Below are 21,660 nucleotides of genomic sequence, written 5' to 3'. Positions count from 1 at the left end.
CCGACCCGACGACGAGGCGGAGCGCATGACCAACCCGTGGCTGGCCCGCCCTGGCAGCGGTCGGCGGCGCGCGCTGGTCGAGGAGTCGTGGGAGCGCGCACGGCGGCGGCGCCTCGATCCGGACCGGCTGACGGCACCGCTCTCGTTCTCGGGAGACGACCTCCGCGAGTACCGCACCGGGCATCCGCTCGCCTCGGTCCTCCCTGTCATCCGCCGCCTGCTGGTGCGCGACGCCGACGAGGACAGCGGCGTGCTCGTCGCGGTGGGCGACGCGCTCGGGCGGCTGCTCTGGATCGACGGGGACCAGCACCTCAAGAGCCTCGCCGAGGGGATGTCGTTCGTCGAGGGCGCGGCGTGGGCCGAGCCCGACGTCGGGACGTCCGCGCCGGGGACGGCCCTCGTGCTCGATCACGGCGTGCAGATCCACGGCGCCGAGCACTTCGCCTCGCTCGTGCACCCGTGGAGCTGCACCGCCGTCCCCGTGCACGACCCCGAGACGCACGAGATCCTCGGAGTGATCGACATCACCGGCGGCGCCGACGTCGTCGCCCCGCAGACCCTCCCGCTGATGGAGGCGACCGCCGCCGCCGTCGAGAGCGAGCTGATGGTGCAGCGGCTCCTCCGCCCGCGGCGGCCCGCCGCACGGAGCACGGCGGCGGCCCGGGCGCCGAGCCTGCGTGTCCTCGGGCGCGAGACGGGCCTGGTGACGGCCGCCGGAGCGACGCTCGAGCTGAGCACCCGGCACGCCGAGATCCTGACCCTGCTCGCCTGGCACCGGGCCGGGCTCTCGGCCGAGCAGCTCGCCCTCCTGCTCCACGGCCGGGACGACGCGGTGGTCACCGTCCGCGCCGAGATGGTGCGGCTGCGCCGCGCGCTCGAGCCGACCCTCCCGCGCCTGGTGCCCCTCTCGCGCCCCTACCGCCTGGCGAGCCCGGTCGACCTCGACGCCCGCCAGGTGCTGGGCCTGCTCGACCGCGGCTCCCACCGCCTCGCCCTGGACGCCTACCGGGGCGCGCCGCTGCCCTCGTCCGAGGCGCCGGGGATCCGGGCGATCGCCGGCGAGCTGCGCCTGCGGGTGCGGGCGAGCGTCCTCGCCGATGCGGCGCCCGCGACCCTCCTCGCCTGGGCGGAGGGCCCTGACGGCCGCGACGACGCGGAGGTGTGGCGGGAGCTCCTGCGCGTCCTCCCGCCCCGCTCGCCCCGGCGTGCCGGTGTCGCCGCGCACCTCGAGACGATCGAGGCGGAGCAGCGCTGAGCCGTTCCGGTCGCTCCCGGGAGTGCCGCCGGAGCCGTCCGGCCGCGGAGCCGCCTCGCTAGCCTCGACGCATGAGCACCCTCGCACCACCTCCCCGGGCCCTCGCGAGCGGAGTCGCGGGGGGCCTGCTCCTGATGGCGGTCTTCACGATGTGGTGGGCGAGCGACACCACGGTCGGCTGGCCGGCACCGGCGGCGACGACCGCCGTGACCCTCTGCGCGCTCGCGGCCGTGGTCTTCGCCGTGCAGGCCGTCCGCCTCCTCGTCGCCCGGCGGAGGATGGCGGTGGAGCTCACCGACGCCGACCACGCGGCGAAGCCGAACGGTCTGCTGTTCGGAGCGGTCTTCGCCGCGGAGGGCGTGCTGATCGGTGTCGCGGTGGGTGTCCTCACCGGCACCGGGCTCGAGCGGTTCCTCGTGCCGGCCATCGCCGTGATCGTGGGCCTGCACTTCTACCCGATGGCGAGGATCTTCGGCCGGACCCTCGACCTCTGGCTCGCCACCTGGACGACGCTGGTCGGAGCGATCGGAGTCGTCGTGGTCCTCGTCGACGGTTCCGCCTGGCCGCAGGTGTGGTCCTGGGTCGGCGCGGGAGCCGCAGCGGCCACGATGACCTACGGCGTCTACATGAGCCGGATCGCCCAGCGCCTGCTCGCGAGCGTCTGAGGTCCGGGCCGCGGGGCCCTCCTCCTCGGGCGGCCGCGTCTCCGCCCGGCCGGTCCGGTCTCCGTCCTCGCCGCTCCCGCCGGTGCGTCGACCCGTGCAACGTCGTGCAACCCCCCGCGACGTAGCGTCAGGACCGGGCGCCCACCCCGCGCCCACGACAACGACGTCGATGGAGGTCCACATGACGCTGTACGCCGACCAGGTCGCCGAGCAGGCACCGCAGGAGCCGGGTTCCACGGTCTACGCGAATCCAGGCACGGAGGGATCCGTCGCCTCCTTCCGCTCGCGCTACGACCACTACATCGGAGGCGAGTACGTCGCCCCCGCGAGCGGCCAGTACTTCGAGAACATCACCCCGATCACCGGGAAGCCCTTCTGCGAGATCGCCCGCGGCACCGCCGCCGACGTCGACCGCGCCGTCGAGGCGGGCTGGAAGGCGTTCGCGAGCTGGGGGAAGACCAGCCCCGCCGAGCGCTCGAACGTGCTCCTGAAGATCGCCGACCGCATGGAGGCGAACCTCGAGCTGCTCGCCGTCGCCGAGACATGGGAGAACGGCAAGCCCGTGCGCGAGACCCTCGCCGCCGACATCCCCCTCGCCATCGACCACTTCCGCTACTTCGCCGGAGCGATCCGCGCGCAGGAGGGAGGCGTCTCCGAGATCGACCACGACACGATCGCGTACCACTTCCACGAGCCGCTGGGCGTGGTCGGGCAGATCATCCCCTGGAACTTCCCGATCCTGATGGCCGTGTGGAAGCTCGCGCCGGCGCTCGCCGCGGGCAACTGCGTGGTGCTGAAGCCGGCCGAGCAGACGCCGGCGTCCATCCACGTGCTGCTCGACCTGATCGGCGACCTCATCCCCGCCGGCGTGCTCAACGTCGTCAACGGATTCGGGTTCGAAGCGGGCGCACCGCTCGCCTCCCACCCGCGCATCCGCAAGATCGCCTTCACCGGCGAGACGACCACCGGCCGCCTGATCATGCAGTACGCCAGCGAGAACCTCATCCCGGTGACGCTGGAGCTGGGCGGCAAGAGCCCCAACGTGTTCTTCGCCGACGTCGCCGCGGAACGCGACTCCTTCTACGACAAGGCGCTCGAGGGCTTCTCGTTCTTCGCCCTCAACCAGGGCGAGGTCTGCACCTGCCCGTCGCGGGCGCTCGTGCAGCGCTCGATCTACGACGACTTCGTCGGTGACGGCCTCGAGCGGGTCAAGCGGATCAAACAGGGCAACCCGCTCGACACCGCCACGATGATCGGCGCCCAGGCCTCGAACGACCAGCTCGAGAAGATCCTCTCCTACATGGACATCGGCAAGCAGGAGGGAGCGAAGCTGCTCATCGGCGGCGACCGCGCCGACCTCGGCGGCGAGCTCAGCGGCGGGTACTACGTCAACCCGACCGTGTTCGAGGGCCGCAACTCGATGCGCATCTTCCAGGAGGAGATCTTCGGCCCCGTCCTCGCCCTCACCTCCTTCGACGACTTCGACGACGCGATCGGCATCGCCAACGACACCCTCTACGGCCTCGGCGCCGGAGTGTGGAGCCGCAACGGCGCCCAGCTCTACCGCGCCGGCCGGGCCATCGAAGCCGGCCGCGTCTGGTCGAACACCTACCACCAGTACCCTGCGCACGCGGCGTTCGGCGGCTACAAGCAGTCGGGCATCGGACGCGAGAACCACAAGGTGATGCTCGACCACTACCAGCAGACGAAGAACCTCCTCGTCTCCTACGCGGAAGGACCGATGGGCTTCTTCTGAGCTGGTTGGCACGGGCTCCTCGTTCCTCGTCGCCCGTGCCGCGGTCGGCTCGCCGACGTGGCCGGGTGGGGAGGAGCGGGGAGCGTTCGCACCGAGACGGATCCGCTGGCACGCGGATCCGCCGTTCGGTGCTGGTTCGCACGGGCTCCTCGTTCCTCGTCGCCCGTGCCGCGGTCGGCTCGCCGACGTGGCCGGGTGGGGAGGAGCGGGGAGCGTCCGCACCGAGACGGATCCGCTGGCACGCGGATCCGCCGTTCGGTGCTCGGCCCTGCGGGCGAGGCACCTGGCGGCGCGCGGAAGGACGGTGCTCGGCCCTGCGGGCGAGGCACCTGACGACGCGCGGGAGAACGGTGCTCGGCCCTGTGGGCGAGGTACCTGGTGGCGCGCGGGAGAACGGTGCTCGGCTCTTCGGGCGAGGCATCGGACGAGGGGGCGCCCCCTCATGTTGATCGAGTAGTCCGCGCTGCGGCGTATCGAGACGCCGCCCGGAGGAGCGTCCGCCGTCAGCGGTCGGGCGCACACAGACATTCCGCACCACGAGCGAAGGAGCACCACCCATGACCTCCACGAGGGTCGACGTCACTGCGGAGGCGGCAAGCATGCTCCGCCGGATGACGGCGCTGCACGGGCCGCTCATGTTCCACCAGTCGGGCGGATGCTGCGACGGCAGCTCCCCGATGTGCTTCCCCGCCGGGATGTTCCGCACCGGCGCCTCGGACGTGCTCGTCGAATCGCTCCGGCTCGACGGCCTGGACCCGATCGACTTCTGGATGTCCCGCTCCCAGTTCGAGTACTGGAAGCACACCCACCTCACCGTCGACCTCGTCGACGGACGGGGCAGCGGATTCAGCGTCGAAGCCCCCGAGGGAAAGCGCTTCATGATCCGCAGCCGACTGCTCACCGACGACGAGCTCGTCGAGTTCGGGCTGCTCCCCGCCGGCGCCGTCGGGCCCTGAGCCGGCTTCCCTGACCCGTTCCCCCTGACCCGTTCCCGTCGCAGATCCTCGCCGACCGGCGACGTCGCTGACCTGCGGTGTCAGCCGCCCGGAGCGGGAGCGGGCGGCGCCTTCCCCGTGCTCAGCTGCACGCCCACCACCGAGCCCTTGTCCACGCGGGTGCCCGCGGCCGGACCTGTGCCGGCCACGGTGTTCATCGGCTGCGTCGAGTCGACCTGCGACGTCGCTCCGGGAGTGAGCCCTGCGGCAATCAGCGCCTGCGCGGCGGAGTCGCTGGTCCGGCCCGACAGGTCCGGCACGGTGACCTGCGGCGCCGCGATGAGCGACTGGTCGGCCTGCGGGAAGTCGGAGCCGCCGTAGCGGGAGTCGATCGCCGTCATCAACGGCTTCCAGATCCGGTGGCGTGCCGAGGGCGCCCAGCCGCTGTCGAAGTCGATCGAGTCGAGGTTCACCCTCGAGCCGTCCGCGCGTGCCGAGATGCTGCCGACCCAGACCGCGAGGGAGGTCTCGGTCGAGGCGCCGATGGCCCAGGTGTCGGCGGAGTTGTCGGTGGTGCCCGTCTTGGTGATGTGCTGGATGCCGTTCTTCGGATCGTCCTCGACACCCGTGCCCTCGGCGGTCACCTTGAGCATCGTGTACTGCATCGCCGAGGCGACCCTCGACGACACCGCCCGGCTGCAGGTCGTCTCCACCGGCTCGATCTCGCGGCCGTCGGCTCCGACGATCGCCGTGATCGCGACGGGGGTGCAGGTCGTGCCGTTCGCGGCGATGCCGGAATAGGCGGTCGCCATGGTGAGCGGTGCGATCTCATTGGTGCCGAGGACCGCTCCCGGCGACTGCACGAGCGCGGTCCCGTCCGCGCGGTGCACTCCGAAGGCCTCGGCCTGCTTGCGGATCTCGCACTGGTCGAGCAGGTGCGACATCCCGGTGAAGCCCGTGTTCAGCGAGTAGATCGTCGAGTACAGCGCCGTCTGGGTGTCGGTGTAACCGCCGTCGCCGGCGTTCTTGGGGTTGTAGGAGTCGTAGTCCCAGGTGCCCTCGCAGCTGTCGGCGAAGCCGGTCCAGTTCTTCTGCTTCGAGTCGAACTGCTCGAGCAGGGTGTGCCCGCGGTCGAGCCACTCGGCGAGCGTGAACACCTTGTAGGCGGAGCCGGTCTGGAAGCCGTTGCCGCCGCCCGCGGACGCGTCGACGTTGAGGTTGATCGCCGAGAACTCCGGCCCGCTCGCGATCACGTCCGGGTCCTGGCTGTAGCGCTTGTTCTGCACCATCGTGAGGATGCGCCCGGTGCCGTTCTGGACGGCGACCGCCGTCGCCCCGACGTCGAAGCGCGGATCGGAGGAGGGGACCTGCTCGTCCATCAGTTCCTGCGCGGTCCTCTGCAGATCGAGGTCGATCGTCGTGTAGACCTTGATGCCGCCCTGCTTGATCGCCGCGTAGCGCTCGTCGTCGGTCGCTCCGAGCGCCGGGTCGTCTCGGAGGACGTGGGTCACGTAGTCGCAGAAGTAGGCCGCGCTGCCGGCCGTCTGGCAGCCGGTGGACGGCGGGGTGATGTCGGGGGTGATCGCCTCGGCGGCCGCGGCGTCGTGCGCCGCCTGGTCGATGCTCCCCGTCTCGAGCATCCGGTCGAGGATGTAGTCGCGCCGCTCCCGGGTCTGCGCGTATCCGTTCGCCTCGCCGTTGGCCGTGTCGTCCGGACGGTCGAAGCGGAACTTCTCGGGGTTGTTCACGATCGCCAGGAGCGAGGCGGACTGCGCGAGGGAGAGGTCGGCCGCCGGGATGCCGTAGTAGTACTCCGCCGCGGCCTCGATGCCGTAGACGGTGCCTCCGAACAGCGCGATGTTGAGGTAGCCGAGGAGGATGTCGTCCTTCGAGGACACCTTCTCGAGCCCGATCGCGAGCCGCATCTCCTTGAGCTTGCGCTCGGCCGTGGTCGCCGTCGCCTCCGCGTACGCGCGGTCGCGGTCCGCCTCGTCCGGGATCGACTCGGCCTTCTGCACCAGCACGTTCTTCACGTACTGCTGCGTGATCGACGAGCCGCCCTGGGTGTCGCCGTCGAGGAGGTAGGTGCTGGCGATGGCGCGGAGGGTGCCCTGCAGGTCGATCCCGCCGTGGTCGTAGAAGCGCGGGTCCTCGCTCGCGACGAGGGCGTCCTTCACGGAGTCGGCGATCCGGTCGGCCGGCACCTCGATCCGGTTCTGGTCGTAGAAGGAGGCCAGCAGCGTCGGATCGTCCGGGTCGCCCGCGTAGACGTCGCTCTTCTGCATCAGGCGCCCGACCTCGAGGTAGCTCGGGAGGGACTGGAACGCCGAGATGGTGCCGGAGGTCGCCGCGCCGGTGAGCGCGGCGGCGGGGGCGACCACGAGCGAGGCGAGCAGACCCGCCAGGACGCTGACGATCACGAATCCGAACAGCGCGCCGAGAGCCCCGTGGACGGTTCGACGGGGCTGGAAGACGGGGACGTTCGGTCGCTTCAGGATGGATCCTCTCGCTGCACCAGCACCCTAGGCGAGGCCTGCGACATCCCCGACGAGGCGCGCCACGGCCGCGCTGGACGCCCGTCCGCCCGGAGTCGGCGCGACGGCGCCCGCGCAGGCCCGGCGCCTGCGACAGCAGAAGGGGCCGACCCCAGAGGGATCGGCCCCTTCACGGGACGGGCGACGTCTCTACTCGATCAGGTCGCCGTTCAGGTCCGAGATGTCGTTCGGATTGGCCGGAGCCTTGCCCGTGCTCACCTGGAGGGGAATCACCCCGCCGGCGACCGCCGTCTCCTCCGCGCTCGGCGTCGTCGACACCACGGAGCCCTCAGGGATCGTCGCGGAGTCGACCGACTCGTGCATCCCGACGACGAAACCGGCGGCGGTGAGGATCGCCGTGGCGCTCTCGACCGTCTCGCCCGTGACGTCGGGGACCTCGGAGTTCGCCGCCGATCGCGGCGAGTACGCGAGCATCGAGGCCGGCGGTGCCGTGAAGTCGTCGCCGCCGTACTTCTCGTCGAGCGCCGTCATGATCGGCTTCCAGATGGCGTGCCGGGCGTTGGAGGCGCGGATGGTCCCCTTCTCGCCCGTCAGGCTGATGAAGCGCAGGTTCTGCTTGGTGTTGTCGGCGAAGCCGTTGATGCTGCCGACCCAGACCGCCAGGGAGGCGGCCTTGCTGGCGCCCGCCGTCCATACGTCGGCGGCCTCGTCGGTGGTGCCCGTCTTGCCGATGTGCTCGATCCCGTCGAAGGGGTTCGAGGCGTAGGCCGTTCCGGAGGTCATCACCCGCTGCATCGCGTACTGCATCCCTCGGGCGACCTCGGGCGACACGGAGGGCGTGCACGCCGATGCCGGGGCGGCGACGGCGTTGCCCTCGCTGTCGGTGATCCGGTCGATGACGATCGCCGAGCAGGTCGTGCCGTCGTTCGCGATCCCCGCGTAGGCGTTGGCCACCGTCAGCGGCGCGATCTCGTTCGTCCCGAGGACCGAGGCCGGCCCGTTGGCGAGCTCGCGGCCGTCGGCGCGGTGCATCCCGAACGACTCGGCGGTGGTGCGGATGTCGCAGAGGTCGAGCTGCTGCGCCATTCCCATGAAGCCGGTGTTGATCGAGTTCGTGGTCGCGCCGAGCGCGCTCATCGAGCTCGCGTCCTCCGACGGGTCGTCGTTGCGAGGCGAGAACCTGCCGTAGTAGCCGCCGTCGCCCTCGACGTTGCACTTCTGGGGGTAGGAGCTGAAGCCGGAGGTGGGGGAGGCGAACGACTCGTTGACGGTGTGCCCCGCCTTCAGCCACTGCGCCAGCGTGAACACCTTGTAGGTCGATCCGGTCTGCACGCCGGAGCCGCCGCCCATGCTGAGGTCGACGTTGAGGTTGATCGCGCTGTAGCCGGGGTTCGCGGCGAGGAACTGCTCGTCCTGGCTGTACTGCGTGTTCTGCACCATGGAGAGCACGCGGCCCGTCTTCGCCTCGACGGAGGCGGCCGTCGCGCCGACCTGGAAGCGCGGGTCGACGGAGGGGATGTAGGCGTTGAGCGCCGCCTGCGAGACCTGCTGGATGTCGAGGTCGAGGGTCGTCACGACGTCGAAGCCGCCCTGGCGGATGCGCTGATAGCGCTCGTCGTCGGTCGCCCCGAAGACGGAGTCGTTGCGGAGGACGTTCAGCACGTAGTCGCAGAAGTACGCGGCGTTGCCGGCGGTGGTGCAGCCGGTCGAGGGCTCCGTGATGTTCGGGGTGATCGGCTCGGCGACGGCGGCGTCGTGCGCGGCCTGGTCGATCCGGCCGTGCTTGAGCTCCTCCGACAGGATGTAGTCGCGGCGCTCCTTGGTGGCGGCGTAGCCGTTGGCGGCGCCGTTCGCCTCGTCGCCCGGGTTGTCGAAGCGGAACTTCGCCGGGTTGTTCACGATCGCCAGCAGCGCGGCCGCCTGCGAGGTCGAGAGCTGGCTCGCGGGGATGCCGTAGTAGTAGTTCGCCGCGGCCTCGATGCCGTAGACGGTGCCCCCGAAGAGGGCGATGTTGAGGTAGCCGAGCAGGATGTCGTCCTTCGACGCCTCCTTCTCGAGGCCGATCGCGAGGCGCATCTCCTTGAGCTTGCGCTCGGGGGTCGGGTCCGTCGCCTCCTGGTAGGCCTTGTCACGCGCGGCCTCGTCGGTGATCGACTCCGCCTTCTGCACCAGGACGTTCTTGACGTACTGCTGCGTGATCGACGACCCGCCCTGCAGGTCGTCGCCCGTCAGCGTGACGGCGATGGCCCGGAGCGTGCCCTGGAGGTCGATGCCGCCGTGCTCGTAGAAGCGCGGGTCCTCGCCGGCGACGGCGGCGTCCTTCGCGGACTGCGCGACGTCGTCCCAGCCGACCTCCACGCGGTTCTGGTCGTAGACGGAGGCGAGGAGGGTCGTCCCGTCGCTCGCGTAGACGTTGGTGCGCTGCATCAGCTGGCCCACGTCGAGGTAGCCCGGCAGGTTCTGGAACATGCCGATCGTGTTGCTCGTCGCCAGGCCCGTCAGCGCGAGAGCCGGCGTGACGCCGACGGTGATCAGGACGCCCGCCACGGCGCTCATCCCGATGAACCCCATGACCGCCCGCAGCGACATCCCGAGCGGCCGGACGGAGCGGCGGGATGCAGTGGGAAGTGCCATGGAGCGGTCGTCCTTTCGACGCGGCGCGGGGCCGCGGAGATGTGAGGGAGGGTGGCGAGAAGCCTCGCGAGCAGTCGCGCGATCCCCCGAGTTCATGGTACGTGACGGGTGCGCCCGCGGGGCGTCCTCCTCCCGGTGGAGATGAGGAGCTGGCGGGTGATGCGCAGGAGCGGGCGCGTCCGGAGTGCTGACCTCGGGTCGATGCATCCGTATCGTGGGGGGAGCGCCGCTCCGAGGGGCGCTGCAGCACCCGTTCCACCCACCGCTCCGGGGCCCCGGGCGGCCGGCCCCGGCAGAAAGCGCACACCATGGCACGCATCCACGACGACGTGACCCAGCTCGTCGGCAGGACCCCTCTCGTCCGCATCAACCGGCTGGAGGGCGCCGACCAGGCGACGGTCCTCGCCAAGCTCGAGTTCTACAACCCCGCGAACAGCGTGAAGGACCGCATCGGCGTCGCCATCATCGACGCGGCCGAGGCCTCCGGCGAGCTGCACCCCGGCGGGACGATCGTCGAGGGCACGAGCGGCAACACCGGCATCGCGCTCGCGATGGTGGGCGCCGCCCGCGGCTACAAGGTCGTCCTCACGATGCCCGAGACGATGTCCGTCGAGCGCCGGGTCCTCCTCCGCGCCTACGGAGCCGAGATCGTGCTCACCCCCGGCAGCGAGGGCATGCGCGGAGCGGTCGAGCGCGCCCGCGCGATCGTCGACGAGACCCCCGGCGCGATCCTCGCCCGCCAGTTCGAGAACGCCGCCAACCCCGAGGTGCACCGCCGCACCACCGCGGAGGAGGTCTGGGAGGACACCGACGGCGAGGTCGACGTCTTCGTGGCCGGCATCGGCACCGGCGGCACCATCACCGGAGTCGGCCAGGTGCTCAAGGAGCGCAAGCCCGGTGTGCAGATCATCGGAGTGGAGCCGATCGACTCCCCGCTCCTCACCCAGGGCACCGCCGGTCCGCACAAGATCCAGGGCATCGGCGCCAACTTCGTCCCCGCGATCCTCGACCGCGAGGTCTACGACGAGATCATCGACGTGACGCTCGACGACTCCGTGCGGGTGGCCCGCGAGATGGCCGCGCAGGAGGGGATCCTCGGCGGCATCTCCTCCGGCTCGATCATGTGGGCCGCGCTCGAGGTCGCGAAGCGCCCCGAGAACGCGGGGAAGACCATCGTCGCCATCGTCTGCGACTTCGGCGAGCGGTACATCTCGACCGTCCTGTACGAGGACCTCCGCAGCTGAGCCCCTCGAGACGAGGCGGGACGCCCCGCTCCGGACGCGACGGTCGGCCGGAGCGCCGCGTCCCGTCCGGACCGGAGCGTCCCGGGCTCCTCGCCCTGCTCCGCGAGGACGTCCGCACCGCCCGGGAGCGCGACCCCGCCGCCCGGAGCGCGGTGGAGGTCGTCCTCTCCTACCCGGGAGTGCACGCGGTCTGGGTGCACCGCGTCGCGCACGCCTGGTGGCGGCGCGGCCTCCGCCTGCCCGCGCGGCTGCTCAGCCAGGCGGCGCGCGCGGCGACCGGAGTGGAGATCCACCCCGGTGCGACCATCGGCCGGCGTCTGTTCATCGACCACGGCATGGGCGTCGTCATCGGCGAGACCGCGCGGATCGGCGATGACTGCATGCTCTACCACTCCGTCACGCTGGGCGGGAGGTCGGCCCGGCGCGAGCGTCGGCACCCCACGCTCGGCGACCGGGTGGTCGTCGGCGCCGGCGCGGTCGTCCTGGGCCCGCTCGTGCTCGGATCGGACGTCAGCGTGGGCGCGAACGCCGTCGTGGTGAAGGACGCGCCCGACGGGGCGGTGCTCGTCGGCATCCCGGCCCGCGATCTGCGCGATCAGGGCGGGGAGGAGGACCCGCTCGCCGAGTCCGGCCGCTCCACCGGCCCGGCGGGACGCGTCTAGCCGGCGACGCTCAGTCGTCGCCCCTCGGCGAGATGTCGCGCGGGGCGCTCTTGATCTGCGCGAAGGCGTCCAGCGCGTGCGCCCGCGTCTCCTTGAGGTCGACGAGGGGCGCCGGGTAGCCGTCCGCGCCTCCGGTCAGCGTGTCCTCGAGCGTCCACGGCTCGTGCACGGCGGCGCCCTCGACTCCGCCCAGCTCCGGCACGTTGTGGCGGATGTACTCGCCGGCCGGGTCGAACTTCCTCGACTGCGTGACCGGGTTGAAGACCCGGAAGAACGGCGACGCATCGGCTCCCGAGCCCGCGACCCACTGCCAGTTCGCGGCGTTGCTCGCCGGGTCCGCGTCCACCAGGGTGTCCCAGAACCACTCCTCGCCCACCCGCCAGTCGACCAGCAGGTTCTTGATCAGGAACGACGCGGTCACCATCCGGACCCGGTTGTGCATGTAGCCGGTGCTCCAGAGCTCGCGCATGCCTGCGTCCACCAGGGGGTAGCCGGTGCGCCCCTGGTGCCAGGCGTCGATCGCCTCCTGGCCGGGGCGTCCCCACGGGAAGGAGTCGAACCGGGTGTCGAAGTTCGCGGTCGCCAGATCCGGCCAGTGGAACAGCAGGTGGTAGCAGAACTCGCGCCAGAGCACCTCGGAGAGGAACCGGTCGCTGCCGTCGCCGCGGTGCAGGCCCTTCGCGTGCGCCTCCTCCAGGGCGTGCCACACCTGGAAGGGGCTGATCTCGCCCCACCTCAGGTGCGGGGAGAGGTTCGAGGTGGCGTCCTCCGCCGGCCGGTCGCGGCCGTCGGCGTAGTCGTCGAGCTGCTCCGCGAGGAACGCGCGCAGCCGGTCGGCCGCCGCCTTCTCGCCGGGGACCCAGCGCTCGCGCAGCCCTCCCGCCCAGTCGGGACGCGTGGGCAGCAGCTCCCAGTCGTCGAGGGAGTCGGAGGCGATGTCTCCCGCGACGCCGTCGAGCGAGCGGGGGCGGGGGAGCGGCGCGCGCGGCGTCGGCTTGGCGCGGCAGGCACGGGCGAAGGGCGTGTAGACGGAGTAGGGGCCGCCGGCGCCGGTCTGCACGGTCCACGGCTCGAACATCAGCGAGCCCTGGTGGCTCTCGGCCTCGAGGCCGCCGTTGCGGAGCGATTCCTTCACCGCCGCGTCGACAGTGCGCTCGGCCCTCCCGTAGCGGCGGTTCCAGTGCACGGCTCCGGCGCCGATCTCCTCGGCGAGCTGGAGGACGACGGCCTCGGCCGGCCCGCGGCGCAGGATCAGCGGGGCGCCGTGCTCGCGCAGGTCGGCGGCGAGGGCGGCGAGGCTGCCGTGCAGCCACCAGCGGGAGGCGCCCCCGAGCGGACGGATGCCCGCCGACTCCTCGTCGAGCACGTAGCAGACCGCGACGGGGCCGCCACGGTCGATCGCGGCGCGCAGAGCGGGGTTGTCGGCCAGGCGCAGGTCGTCGCGGAGCCAGACGAGGGTGGGGGAGGTGTCACTCATGGTGACCACCATGATCCGCGAGTCCCGCGCCGCGGCGAAGACCTGGCCGGTCGCTGCGGCCCGTGCTAGCGGGGACGGATCAGGCGGAGGCGATGCCGTCGCGGAGCTTGTCGCAGAGCGCGGTCAGCTGCTTCAGCTCGTCCTCGTCGAGGACGCCGCCGACCTGCTCCGAGATGGTCCTCATGTGGGTGAGCGCGACGCGGCGGAAGAGCGCGTAGCCCTCGTCGGTGATCGCGATGATCGTGCCGCGGGCGTCCGCCGGATCCTCGCTCTTCTCGACGCAGCCGCGGGCGGCGAGCCGGTCGATCAGCCTGCTGACGCTGGGCTGCGTCAGGAGGACGTGCCGGTTCAGGTCGCGCAGCCGTGCGCGCCGACCGGGCTGCCGGGTGAGGTTGAAGAGCACGTCGTACTCGTTCATCGAGATCTCCCGCGAGGGGAACTCGGTGCTCAGGGTGCGCATCACCTGGACCTGGGCGCGGAAGAGCGACTCCCAGGCGGCGACGGCCTCTCTCGACCCCACTGGTCCTCCTTTTCGGCGCTCAGGAAGCGGTCCCCTGACATCCAGACGCCGTACAGCCTACGCCGGGGTGCTGAGAGGAGGGGAGTCGGAGGAACGGGGCCGGGGGAACGACAGAAGGCCGGCCGCTGAGGCGAGCGGCCGGCCTTCATTCCCTTGCACCAAGAGTGTCCTGCAATCACTTCTCGCGCTTCCCGCCACAGCAAACGGTCGACGCACTTGAACTATATAACGACCCGGTAACGACGCAACCCTCTCTTTCCTGAACACTCCCTGAGCCGCCCCGCTCCGCCCGTCGCCGCGCCCGCCCGCGCTCCGACGACTCTCTCCTGACCCAGGACGCCCCGTCTGCTGCTCTCCGACGTCCGCACCGAACCGCAGCCCATCCCTGACCGTCGACGGACACGACGAGCACCCCCTGCCCTCGTCCCCCGCCGACGCGGCCCGGCCCCGTCGTCCTGCCCCGTGAGGCGCGACCCGCCCCGCCACGGCTTCGACCACGCAGCGGGCCGTCGAGCAGCCCTCCACGTCTGAGGAGCGGTCGCGCACATCCGTCGAGGTCGAGAGGACGTTCCGCCCTCGAGGCGAACGCGGGAAACGCGTGTCAGCGTTTCCCGCTAGCCGAGCGCGACCCGCTCTCCGAATCGCGACCACCGGTGAAGCCGACCGCGGTGAGGAGAGCGCAAGCGCTCTCCTCACAGTTCAGAACAGATCCGGCGACGGCGTCGACGCGTAGCGGATGGCGACGTCGGCGTGGCGGTCGAAGCGGTAGCCGACTCCGCGGACGGTGCGCACGATCTCCTCGTAGCGGCCGAGCTTGGCGCGGAGGCGGCGGACGTGGACGTCGATGGTGCGCTCGTTCGGCGCGTCGTCGTCCGCGGCGCCCCAGAGCGAGGCGATGAGCTCGGCGCGCTCGATGGTGCGGCCCTCGCGGAGCACGAGGTACTGAAGGAGCTCGAACTCCTTGTAGGTGAGGGGGGTGGTCTCCTCGTCGAGGATGACGCGCTTGCGGGAGATGTCGATGACGACGCCGCCGGGTGCACGGTCGGGATCGGGCTCGGCGTCGGAGCGGCGCTTGGCGACGGCGGCCGGGTCCTGCAGCGCGAGGCGGACCACGTCCACGTCGCGGCCTCCGGCGCCCTGCGGGGCGAGGGCGACGGAGGCGTACGTCTCGGCGTCGGGGGCGAGCTGCGCCGTGACGCGCTTGAGCTCCTCGACCAGGCGGCCGAGGTCGACTCCGGCGGCGCGGGCCTTGGCCTCGTCGATGCCGACGTACAGGGCGAAGCCGCGGGCCTCGGTGCCCTGGGGGACGGCGCGGAGGCGGGGTGCTGCGGGCGCGGCGTCGGCGACCGGCTGGAGGCGGGGCGCCTCGGTGGAGGTGGCGGCGGGGACGGTGCGGGTGTGGAGGAGGGTCATGACGAGTCCTTGGCTGGTCGGATCCGGGACGAGTGTCCGAGGGAGCGGATCCGGGTGTGCGCGATCGAGCCGGCCCGCGGTGCGCGGTGGCGGCAGAGACGGATGCGGGGCATCTAGGGGATCGTCCGCGCCTCGGACGCTCAGCCGATCGTGACGATCAGCGGGCGGAGGCGGTGCGGGGATCCGGCGAGGTCAGTTCCTCATGCACACATTCGACAGCACATGACGGGGCCACCGGCCATCATCATGCCGGCATTCCCGATGGCCTCGAGGGAGGTCGGGGCGTGCAGGGTGTCAGTCATGTCCGTCAGTAAAGCGGAGGCCGGTGCACGGCGTCAACACTTCCGTGGGGATGGACGGCGCGTCGGGGGTGGTTCCGGTGCTCGGGAGGAGGCGCGCGCCGTGACGGGGGATCCCGATGCGCCCGCTGAGCGGGCTGCTCGATCAGCAGGACGGGCGGTGCCGGACGGCCGCGGGGGGGGTGTCGAGACCCTCGCTGCGCCGGCCGACCGGCACGGCTCAGCGGGGCTCCCTGTTCCGGGGCGCGACGGAAGGCCCGCTCGTCCGGGGGCCGGCGGGCTCAGCCCGCGAGGCCGTAGAGGCGGTCGCCCGCGTCGCCGAGGCCGGGGACGATGTAGCCGAGCTCGTTGAGCTTCTCGTCGAGGGAGCCGAGGACGATGGTCACGTCGCGGTCGCCGAAGGCCTTCTCGACGGCGGCCAGGCCCTCGGGGGCGGCGAGCAGGCAGACGGCGGTGACGTCGACCGCTCCCCGGTCGAAGAGGAACTGGATGGCCGCGACGAGCGAGCCGCCGGTCGCGAGCATCGGGTCGAGGACGAAGCACTGGCGGTTCGACAGGTCGTCGGGCAGGCGCTCCGCGTACGTGGTCGGCTCGAGCGTCTCCTCGTTGCGCGCCATGCCCAGGAATCCGACCTCGGCGGTCGGGATGAGCTTGACCATGCCCTCGAGCATCCCGAGGCCGGCCCGGAGGATCGGGACGACCAGCGGCTGCGGGTCGCTGAGCGCGAGGCCGGTGGTCTGCGTCACGGGGGTCTCGATGGTGACGGTGCGGGTGCGGACGCCGCGGGTGGCCTCGTAGGCGAGGAGCGTCATCAGCTCCTCGGCGAGCTGCCGGAAGGTGGGGGAGGGGGTGCGCTTGTCACGCAGCACGGTGAGCTTGTGGGTGATCAGCGGGTGGTCGGCTACGTGGACGCGCATAAGCTCAATCTACTGGCCGGAGCGGCGCCCCACCGGCCGCAGCGGGCCGCCGCAGGAGGGGGAGCGATGCGCGACAGCGATCTCCGCGTCCCCCGCCGCTCCGAGGAGTGGATGGGCCTGGCGCTCGACGAGGCGCGGCGGGCCGCGGGCTGGGGCGACGTCCCCGTGGGCGCGGTGGTCCTCGACTCGGAGGGTGCGGTGCTCGGGCTCGGGCGCAACGAGCGCGAGCTGCGGCGGGATCCGACGGCGCACGCCGAGGTGGTCGCGATCCGCGCGGCGGCCGAGGCCCGCGGCGACTGGCATCTCGAGGGCTGCACGCTGGTGGTCACGCTCGAGCCGTGCGTGCTCTGCGCCGGAGCGATCCTGGCGGCGCGGATCGACCGCGTCGTCTTCGGCGCGTGGGACGAGAAGGCGGGCGCCTCCGGATCCGTGCACGACCTCCTCCGCGACCGCCGGCACAACCACGTGGTCGAGGTGTACCCCGGGGTCCGCGCCGCGGAGTGCTCGCGGCTCCTGCTCGACTTCTTCGCCGACCGCCGCTGACGCCGACCGCCGCTGACGCCGAGCGCCGCCGAACCCCTCAGCTCGGAGTGCCCAGCCACTCCGTCAGCGCGAGCCGCGTCGCCGCGTGCATCCGCTCGAAGCGCTCCGCCGCGACGTCGTCGGCGAGCACGGCGGCGTCGTAGCCCGCCGCTCCTGCCCACTCCCCGTCGCCCTCGAGCCACTGCGCGGCCATCGTGCCGGTCAGCTCGGGGTGGAACTGCACGCCGAGGAGCCAGTCCTCCACGGCGAACGCCTGCACCTCGCCCGCCGGCGACGACGCCAGCAGCGCCGCTCCGCTCGGCAGCGCGAAGGTGTCGCCGTGCCACTGCATCACGTGGACGCCGGCCAGGTGCCGGAGCGGGGAGCCGGCGCCCTCCTCCGTGAGCACGACCGGCCGGAAGCCGACCTCGCGAGCCGATCCGGGATGGACGGACTCGCCCAGGGCGGTCGCGATCAGCTGCGCTCCGAAGCAGACGCCGAGCGTGGGACGGCGGTGGTGCATCCGGTCCTGCAGGAGCGCGATCTCGGGGCTGATGAAGGGGTGCCGCGAGGTCTCGTAGACGCCGGCGCTGGAGCCGAGCGTGACGACGAGGTCGGGGGCGAGGATGTCGATCGCGTCGAGGTCCGTCCCTGCGACGGCGTCGACGGCGAACCCCCGCTCGGTCAGCATCGGCTCGAGCGCGCCGAGCCCGGCACCGCGCTCGTTGACGATCGCCAGGGCCCGGCGCATCTCAGGCGCTCCCGTGCGGCGCGGCCGGCGGGGAGGCGGCGGCCGGAGCGGCCGCGGCGGCCGTCCCTTCCGCCTCCGTCACAGCCGGACGGGCCGCCGGCGGTCCCGCGCGTCCGCGGTCGACGTCGGGCTCGAGGTAGATCGTGGTGGCGGCCGGGACGGCCTCGCGGATCCGCTTCTCCGCGGCGTCGATCCCGGCGGCCACGTGCTCGAGGGTCTCGGCGGCCGGGAAGGCGAGCTTCGCGGCCACGAGGATCTCGTCCGGTCCGAGGTAGAGCGTGCGCATGTGGATGACGCGCTCGACGTCGCGCCCGGCCTCGAGCGCGGCGCGGATCGAGGCGGCGTCGGCGGGGGTCGCCCCCTCTCCGACCAGCAGGCTCTTCGTCTCGACGCCCAGCACGATCGCCACCACGATCAGCAGGGTGCCGATCATGATCGTTCCGATCGCGTCGTAGACCGAGTCGCCGGTGATCACGGTCAGCCCGACTCCGAGCAGCGCGAACGTCAGACCGGTGAGCGCGGCGACGTCCTCGAGGAGCACGACCGGCAGCTCCGGCGCCTTCGCCCGGCGGATGAACTGCAACCAGGACTGCGAGCCGCGGACCCGGTTCGACTCCTTCACTCCGGTGCGCAGCGAGTAGCCCTCGAGGCAGATCGAGATCACGAGGACCAGGATCGGCAGCCAGGCGTTCTCGAGCTCGTGCGGCTCGGCGATCTTCTCGATGCCCTCGTAGAGCGAGAAGACGCCGCCGACGGAGAACAGGATGATCGACACCACGAAGGCGTAGACGTAGCGCTCCCGTCCGTAGCCGAACGGGTGCTCCTCGTCGGCGGCCTTCCGCGACTTGCGGCCGCCGAGCAGCAGGAGCAGCTGATTGCCGGAGTCGGCGAGCGAGTGCACGCCCTCGGCGAGCATGGAGGCGGATCCGGAGAAGAACCAGGCGACGAACTTCGTCAGGGCGATGCCGAGGTTGGCCGCGAGCGCCGCGATGATCGCGGTGCCGCCTCCGGATGCGCTCACGTGGTCTCCTCGGGCTCGCCGCTGTATGGTCGGGCCATCCTACGAGGCGCCGGACCGCACCCGGACCCCCTTGCCGCGGGCTCTTCGTAGGATGAGCGGCGTGACCGATGCGCCCGTCCTGCTCCCGTCCATCGCCGTCCTCGGCCTCGGCTCGATGGGGGGTGCGATCCTCCAGGGCCTGCTGGCTCCCGGCGTGCGCGTCGAGGGGGGCGTGCGGGTGACCAACCGCGACTCCGCGAAGGCCGCCGCGTGGGACGGCCACCCGGTGGTCACCGCCTTCGCCACCGCGGACGACCCGGAGGCCAACCGGCGCGCGGTCGAGGGCGCGGCGATCGTGCTCGTGGCCGTCAAGCCGCACATGGTGACGGACCTGCTCGTCGAGATCGCCGACGCGCTCGCCCCGGGCGCGGTCGTCGTCTCCGTCGCCGCCGGCGTGACCGCGGCCACGTTCGAGCGGCACCTGCCCGCGTCCGTCGCCGTGCTCCGCTCGATGCCGAACACTCCCGCGGTCGTGGGCCGCGCCGTCACCGGCCTCAGCGCGGGCACGCGGTCCGGCGACGAGGACCTGGCGCTCGTGCGCCGCCTGTTCGAGACGGTCGGCGAGGTGGTCGAGGTGCCGGAGTCGCAGCTCGACGCGCTCTCGACGATCTCCGGCTCGGGGCCCGCCTACGTGTTCCTGCTGATCGAGGAGCTCATCGCGGCCGCTGTCGCGAAGGGCTTCACTCCGGAGCAGGCGTCGACGATGGTGGTCGGCACGTTCCGCGGCGCCGCCGAGCTGCTCGCGGACTCCGGCGAGGAGCCCGCGGAGCTGCGCCGGCGGGTCACGAGCCCGAAGGGCACCACCGAGCGGGCCGTCGCGGTCCTGCAGGAGGCCGACCTCGCCGCCCTCTTCACGCGGGCGACCGACGCCGCGCTGGCCCGCGCCCGCGAGCTCGCCGCCTCCTGACTCCGCCCTCCTCTCCGCGAGATGCCGTTCGGGTAGGCGACGCGCCGGAGCGGGCGTACCGGAGCGGCATCCCGCAGAGGAGGAGGAGGGAGGGGGCGCGGGTCAGGAGCCGAGGGCCGCGAAGCGCTCGATGTCGCTGGGGGTGCCGCTGACCACGATGAGGTCGTGGTTCGAGACGACGGTCTGCTCGGTCGCGTAGGTGAAGGGCTTGCCCGGGCTCTTGACGCCGACGACGGTCACGCGGTGCTTGCGGCGCACGCCCGACTCCGTGAGCGTCAGCCCCCGGATCGGCTTGGGCGGGTACATCTTCGCGAGCACGAAGTCATCGTCGAACTCGATGAAGTCGAGCATGCGGCCCGAGACCAGGTGCGCGACGCGCTCGCCCGCCTCCGCCTCGGGGTAGATCACGTGGTTCGCGCCGATCCGCTCGAGGATCTTGCCGTGCGAGCGCGAGATCGCCTTCGCCCAGATCTGCGGGATCTTGAGGTCGACGAGGTTCGCGGTGATCAGCACGGACGCCTCGATGGAGGAGCCGACCGCGACGACGGCGACCTGGAAGTCCTGCGCGCCGATCTGCGCGAGGGCGTCGAGCGAGCGGGCGTCGGCCTGCACCGCGTGGGTGACCCGCTCCGACCACTTCTGCACGAGACCGGCGTCGGCGTCGATGGCGAGGACCTCGCGGTCGAGGCGGTCGAGCTGGCCGGCCGTGGCGGCTCCGAAGCGCCCGAGGCCGATCACCAGCACCGGGGCGTCGTACCTGATGCGGTCAACCAACGATGGGCCTCTCTTCCGGTCGTCTGAACAGCTGCCTCCGCTGGCTCGCGGCGAGCGCGGCGGCGAGAGTCACGGTACCAACGCGGCCCATGAACATCGTCAGCGCGAGGATGTAGACCCCGGACGGCGGCAGCTCCGCGGTGAGCCCCGTCGAGAGCCCGGAGGTCGCGAAGGCCGAGATCACGTCGAAGAGCACGTGGTCGAGCGAGGCCTTGGTGATGTGCAGGATCAGGACGCTCGACACGGCGACCGTCGTCGCGCCCCACAGCACGACCGAGACGGCCAGGCGCAGGACGTCGTTCGGGATCCGGCGGCCGAACGCCTCCATGTCGTTGTTGCCGCGGGCCTCGGCGAAGGCGGCCAGGAACAGGATCGCGAGGGTCGTGACCTTGATGCCGCCGGCCGTGGAGGCCGATCCTCCGCCGATGAACATCAGCATGTCGGTCACGAGCAGGCTCGAGCCGTTGAGGTCGGGGATCGAGATCGTCGAGAAGCCGCCCGACCGCGTCATCGTCGAGAGGAAGAAGGACTGGAAGACGGTGTCTCCCGCATCGAGGCTGCCGAAGGTCCTCGGATTGTCGAACTCGAGCACGATGTAGAGGACGGCCCCGGCGACGAGCAGGATCACGGAGGTGACCAGCGTCAGCTTCACGTGCACCGACCACTTGCGCGGGCGCCGCCAGCCGCGGGAGAAGGCGTAGATGACGGGGAAGCCGATCGAGCCGAGGAAGACGCCGAGCATCAGGATGCCGAGGAACCAGTAGTCGTCCTCGAACGGGGTGAGGCCCGCGGCGTTCGGGGCGAAGCCGGTGTTCGTGAACGCCATCGCGGAGTAGTAGAAGGAGTGCCAGACGGCCTCGCCGATCGGGATCCCGTCGATCAGCATCCGCGGGAACAGCAGGAGCGCGACGATGATCTCGATCGCGGCGGCGCTGATCGCGACGGTGGCGAGCAGTCCGCCGATCTCGCCCAGGCGCACGGCCTGGCCCTCGGCGACGGGGCCGGAGTGGATCCGCAGAGGATTCGAGTCGCTGGCGACCATGAGCTTCGCCCGGAGCCCGAGGCGGCGCGAGATCGCCAGGCCCATGATCGAGGCGAGCGTCAGCACTCCCAGAGCGCCGATGTTCACGCCGACGAAGATGATCGAGTGGCCGAACGCCGACCAGTGCGTCGCCATGTCGACCGTCGCGAGGCCGGTCACGCAGATCACCGACATCGCGGTGAAGAAGGCGTCGTGCAGCGGAGTGACGGTGCCCGTGGTGCTCGACACCGGCAGCGAGAACAGCAGGGTGAAGACGAGCACGAGCGCCGAGAAGATGAGGATCGCGAAGCGGGACGGCGAGCGTCCGGCGAAGTCGTCGATGAGGTCGCGGG

Annotated in this window: 18 protein-coding genes; 8 read left to right on the top strand and 10 right to left on the bottom strand. The window is 71.8% G+C overall.

Features of this window, described 5'->3' with window-relative positions:
- The first annotated feature begins 25 nt into the window (after positions 1-25).
- The 4 genes from C5D50_RS00660 (at position 26) to C5D50_RS00645 (ending at position 4,632) form a co-directional block, all read left to right on the top strand.
- A complete protein-coding gene (locus C5D50_RS00660; RefSeq protein WP_104224191.1) occupies positions 26-1,255 on the top strand; it encodes a GAF domain-containing protein in 1,230 nt (409 codons plus the stop codon).
- Between the two features lie 71 nt (positions 1,256-1,326).
- Positions 1,327-1,920 (top strand): hypothetical protein, encoded by a 594-nt coding sequence (locus tag C5D50_RS00655; RefSeq protein WP_104282444.1) that lies wholly within the window; start codon positions 1,327-1,329, stop codon positions 1,918-1,920.
- A gap of 181 nt (positions 1,921-2,101) precedes the next feature.
- Entirely contained in the window at positions 2,102-3,676 is a 1,575-nt protein-coding gene (locus tag C5D50_RS00650) for an aldehyde dehydrogenase family protein (protein ID WP_104282469.1), read from the top strand.
- 557 nt (positions 3,677-4,233) lie between these two features.
- The gene (locus tag C5D50_RS00645) at positions 4,234-4,632 is read left to right on the top strand and encodes a DUF779 domain-containing protein (RefSeq protein ID WP_104233437.1); all 399 of its coding nucleotides are present in this window, start codon (positions 4,234-4,236) and stop codon (positions 4,630-4,632) included.
- A gap of 80 nt (positions 4,633-4,712) precedes the next feature.
- Here the strand turns inward: C5D50_RS00645 and C5D50_RS00640 are convergent, their stop codons facing one another.
- Together C5D50_RS00640 and C5D50_RS00635 are read right to left on the bottom strand one after the other, a co-directional pair.
- A complete protein-coding gene (locus C5D50_RS00640) occupies positions 4,713-7,031 on the bottom strand; it encodes a transglycosylase domain-containing protein (RefSeq protein ID WP_104282443.1) in 2,319 nt (772 codons plus the stop codon).
- Between the two features lie 264 nt (positions 7,032-7,295).
- A complete protein-coding gene (locus C5D50_RS00635; protein WP_181028729.1) occupies positions 7,296-9,740 on the bottom strand; it encodes a penicillin-binding protein in 2,445 nt (814 codons plus the stop codon).
- Between the two features lie 308 nt (positions 9,741-10,048).
- Between C5D50_RS00635 and cysK the strand changes: the two genes are divergently transcribed.
- Together cysK and epsC are read left to right on the top strand one after the other, a co-directional pair.
- Positions 10,049-10,984 carry a cysteine synthase A gene (cysK, locus tag C5D50_RS00630; RefSeq protein WP_104237779.1) on the top strand — a complete coding sequence of 312 codons (936 nt, stop codon included), beginning with the start codon at positions 10,049-10,051 and terminating at the stop codon, positions 10,982-10,984.
- 95 nt (positions 10,985-11,079) lie between these two features.
- A complete protein-coding gene (gene epsC / locus C5D50_RS00625; protein WP_104262415.1) occupies positions 11,080-11,646 on the top strand; it encodes a serine O-acetyltransferase EpsC in 567 nt (188 codons plus the stop codon).
- 10 nt (positions 11,647-11,656) lie between these two features.
- Here the strand turns inward: epsC and C5D50_RS00620 are convergent, their stop codons facing one another.
- The 4 genes from C5D50_RS00620 to upp form a co-directional block, all read right to left on the bottom strand.
- Complete coding sequence (locus tag C5D50_RS00620) at positions 11,657-13,123, bottom strand: deoxyribodipyrimidine photo-lyase (RefSeq protein WP_104282468.1); 1,467 nt, start codon at positions 13,121-13,123, stop codon at positions 11,657-11,659.
- A 79-nt stretch (positions 13,124-13,202) separates the two neighbouring features.
- Positions 13,203-13,583 carry a MarR family winged helix-turn-helix transcriptional regulator gene (locus C5D50_RS00615; protein ID WP_104226067.1) on the bottom strand — a complete coding sequence of 127 codons (381 nt, stop codon included), beginning with the start codon at positions 13,581-13,583 and terminating at the stop codon, positions 13,203-13,205.
- 759 nt (positions 13,584-14,342) lie between these two features.
- Positions 14,343-15,056 (bottom strand): winged helix-turn-helix domain-containing protein, encoded by a 714-nt coding sequence (locus tag C5D50_RS00610; protein WP_104233433.1) that lies wholly within the window; start codon positions 15,054-15,056, stop codon positions 14,343-14,345.
- A 580-nt stretch (positions 15,057-15,636) separates the two neighbouring features.
- On the bottom strand, positions 15,637-16,272 hold the full coding sequence (gene upp / locus C5D50_RS00605; protein ID WP_104224850.1) for a uracil phosphoribosyltransferase: 636 nt from the start codon (positions 16,270-16,272) through the stop codon (positions 15,637-15,639).
- 66 nt (positions 16,273-16,338) lie between these two features.
- Here upp and C5D50_RS00600 point away from each other — a divergent pair, with 66 nt between their 5' ends.
- Positions 16,339-16,815, top strand: a complete 477-nt coding sequence (locus tag C5D50_RS00600) for a nucleoside deaminase (RefSeq protein WP_219812140.1) — start codon at positions 16,339-16,341, stop codon at positions 16,813-16,815.
- 37 nt (positions 16,816-16,852) lie between these two features.
- Here the strand turns inward: C5D50_RS00600 and C5D50_RS00595 are convergent, their stop codons facing one another.
- Positions 16,853-17,545 (bottom strand): gamma-glutamyl-gamma-aminobutyrate hydrolase family protein, encoded by a 693-nt coding sequence (locus C5D50_RS00595; protein WP_104282438.1) that lies wholly within the window; start codon positions 17,543-17,545, stop codon positions 16,853-16,855.
- A 1-nt stretch (position 17,546) separates the two neighbouring features.
- A complete protein-coding gene (locus tag C5D50_RS00590; protein ID WP_104282437.1) occupies positions 17,547-18,566 on the bottom strand; it encodes a cation diffusion facilitator family transporter in 1,020 nt (339 codons plus the stop codon).
- Between the two features lie 154 nt (positions 18,567-18,720).
- Between C5D50_RS00590 and proC the strand changes: the two genes are divergently transcribed.
- Positions 18,721-19,512 (top strand): pyrroline-5-carboxylate reductase, encoded by a 792-nt coding sequence (proC, locus tag C5D50_RS00585; protein WP_374955339.1) that lies wholly within the window; start codon positions 18,721-18,723, stop codon positions 19,510-19,512.
- A gap of 102 nt (positions 19,513-19,614) precedes the next feature.
- Here proC and C5D50_RS00580 read toward each other — a convergent pair whose 3' ends face one another.
- Together C5D50_RS00580 and C5D50_RS00575 are read right to left on the bottom strand one after the other, a co-directional pair.
- Positions 19,615-20,286 (bottom strand): TrkA family potassium uptake protein, encoded by a 672-nt coding sequence (locus tag C5D50_RS00580; RefSeq protein WP_068255410.1) that lies wholly within the window; start codon positions 20,284-20,286, stop codon positions 19,615-19,617.
- Positions 20,279-21,649 carry a TrkH family potassium uptake protein gene (locus C5D50_RS00575; RefSeq protein ID WP_258060566.1) on the bottom strand — a complete coding sequence of 457 codons (1,371 nt, stop codon included), beginning with the start codon at positions 21,647-21,649 and terminating at the stop codon, positions 20,279-20,281. The genes C5D50_RS00580 and C5D50_RS00575 overlap by 8 nt, the downstream gene beginning before the upstream one ends.
- Positions 21,650-21,660 lie beyond the last annotated feature (11 nt).

It is taken from the genome of Rathayibacter sp. RFBD1 (assembly GCF_002932915.1).
GTDB lineage: Bacteria > Actinomycetota > Actinomycetes > Actinomycetales > Microbacteriaceae > Rathayibacter.
This window is presented reverse-complemented; position numbering and strand designations above follow the sequence as displayed.

Excerpts from the sequence above, each read along its gene's own strand:
- C5D50_RS00615 (WP_104226067.1), bottom strand. The coding sequence starts at position 13,583 with ATGCGCACCCTGAGCACCGAGTTCCCCTCGCGGGAGATCTCGATGAAC.
- C5D50_RS00600 (WP_219812140.1), top strand. The coding sequence starts at position 16,339 with ATGCGCGACAGCGATCTCCGCGTCCCCCGCCGCTCCGAGGAGTGGATG.
- cysK (WP_104237779.1), top strand. The coding sequence starts at position 10,049 with ATGGCACGCATCCACGACGACGTGACCCAGCTCGTCGGCAGGACCCCT.
- C5D50_RS00635 (WP_181028729.1), bottom strand. The coding sequence starts at position 9,740 with ATGGCACTTCCCACTGCATCCCGCCGCTCCGTCCGGCCGCTCGGGATG.
- C5D50_RS00620 (WP_104282468.1), bottom strand. The coding sequence starts at position 13,123 with ATGAGTGACACCTCCCCCACCCTCGTCTGGCTCCGCGACGACCTGCGC.
- C5D50_RS00650 (WP_104282469.1), top strand. The coding sequence starts at position 2,102 with ATGACGCTGTACGCCGACCAGGTCGCCGAGCAGGCACCGCAGGAGCCG.
- C5D50_RS00595 (WP_104282438.1), bottom strand. The coding sequence starts at position 17,545 with ATGCGCCGGGCCCTGGCGATCGTCAACGAGCGCGGTGCCGGGCTCGGC.
- C5D50_RS00610 (WP_104233433.1), bottom strand. The coding sequence starts at position 15,056 with ATGACCCTCCTCCACACCCGCACCGTCCCCGCCGCCACCTCCACCGAG.
- C5D50_RS00655 (WP_104282444.1), top strand. The coding sequence starts at position 1,327 with ATGAGCACCCTCGCACCACCTCCCCGGGCCCTCGCGAGCGGAGTCGCG.
- upp (WP_104224850.1), bottom strand. The coding sequence starts at position 16,272 with ATGCGCGTCCACGTAGCCGACCACCCGCTGATCACCCACAAGCTCACC.
- C5D50_RS00645 (WP_104233437.1), top strand. The coding sequence starts at position 4,234 with ATGACCTCCACGAGGGTCGACGTCACTGCGGAGGCGGCAAGCATGCTC.
- proC (WP_374955339.1), top strand. The coding sequence starts at position 18,721 with ATGGGGGGTGCGATCCTCCAGGGCCTGCTGGCTCCCGGCGTGCGCGTC.
- C5D50_RS00660 (WP_104224191.1), top strand. The coding sequence starts at position 26 with ATGACCAACCCGTGGCTGGCCCGCCCTGGCAGCGGTCGGCGGCGCGCG.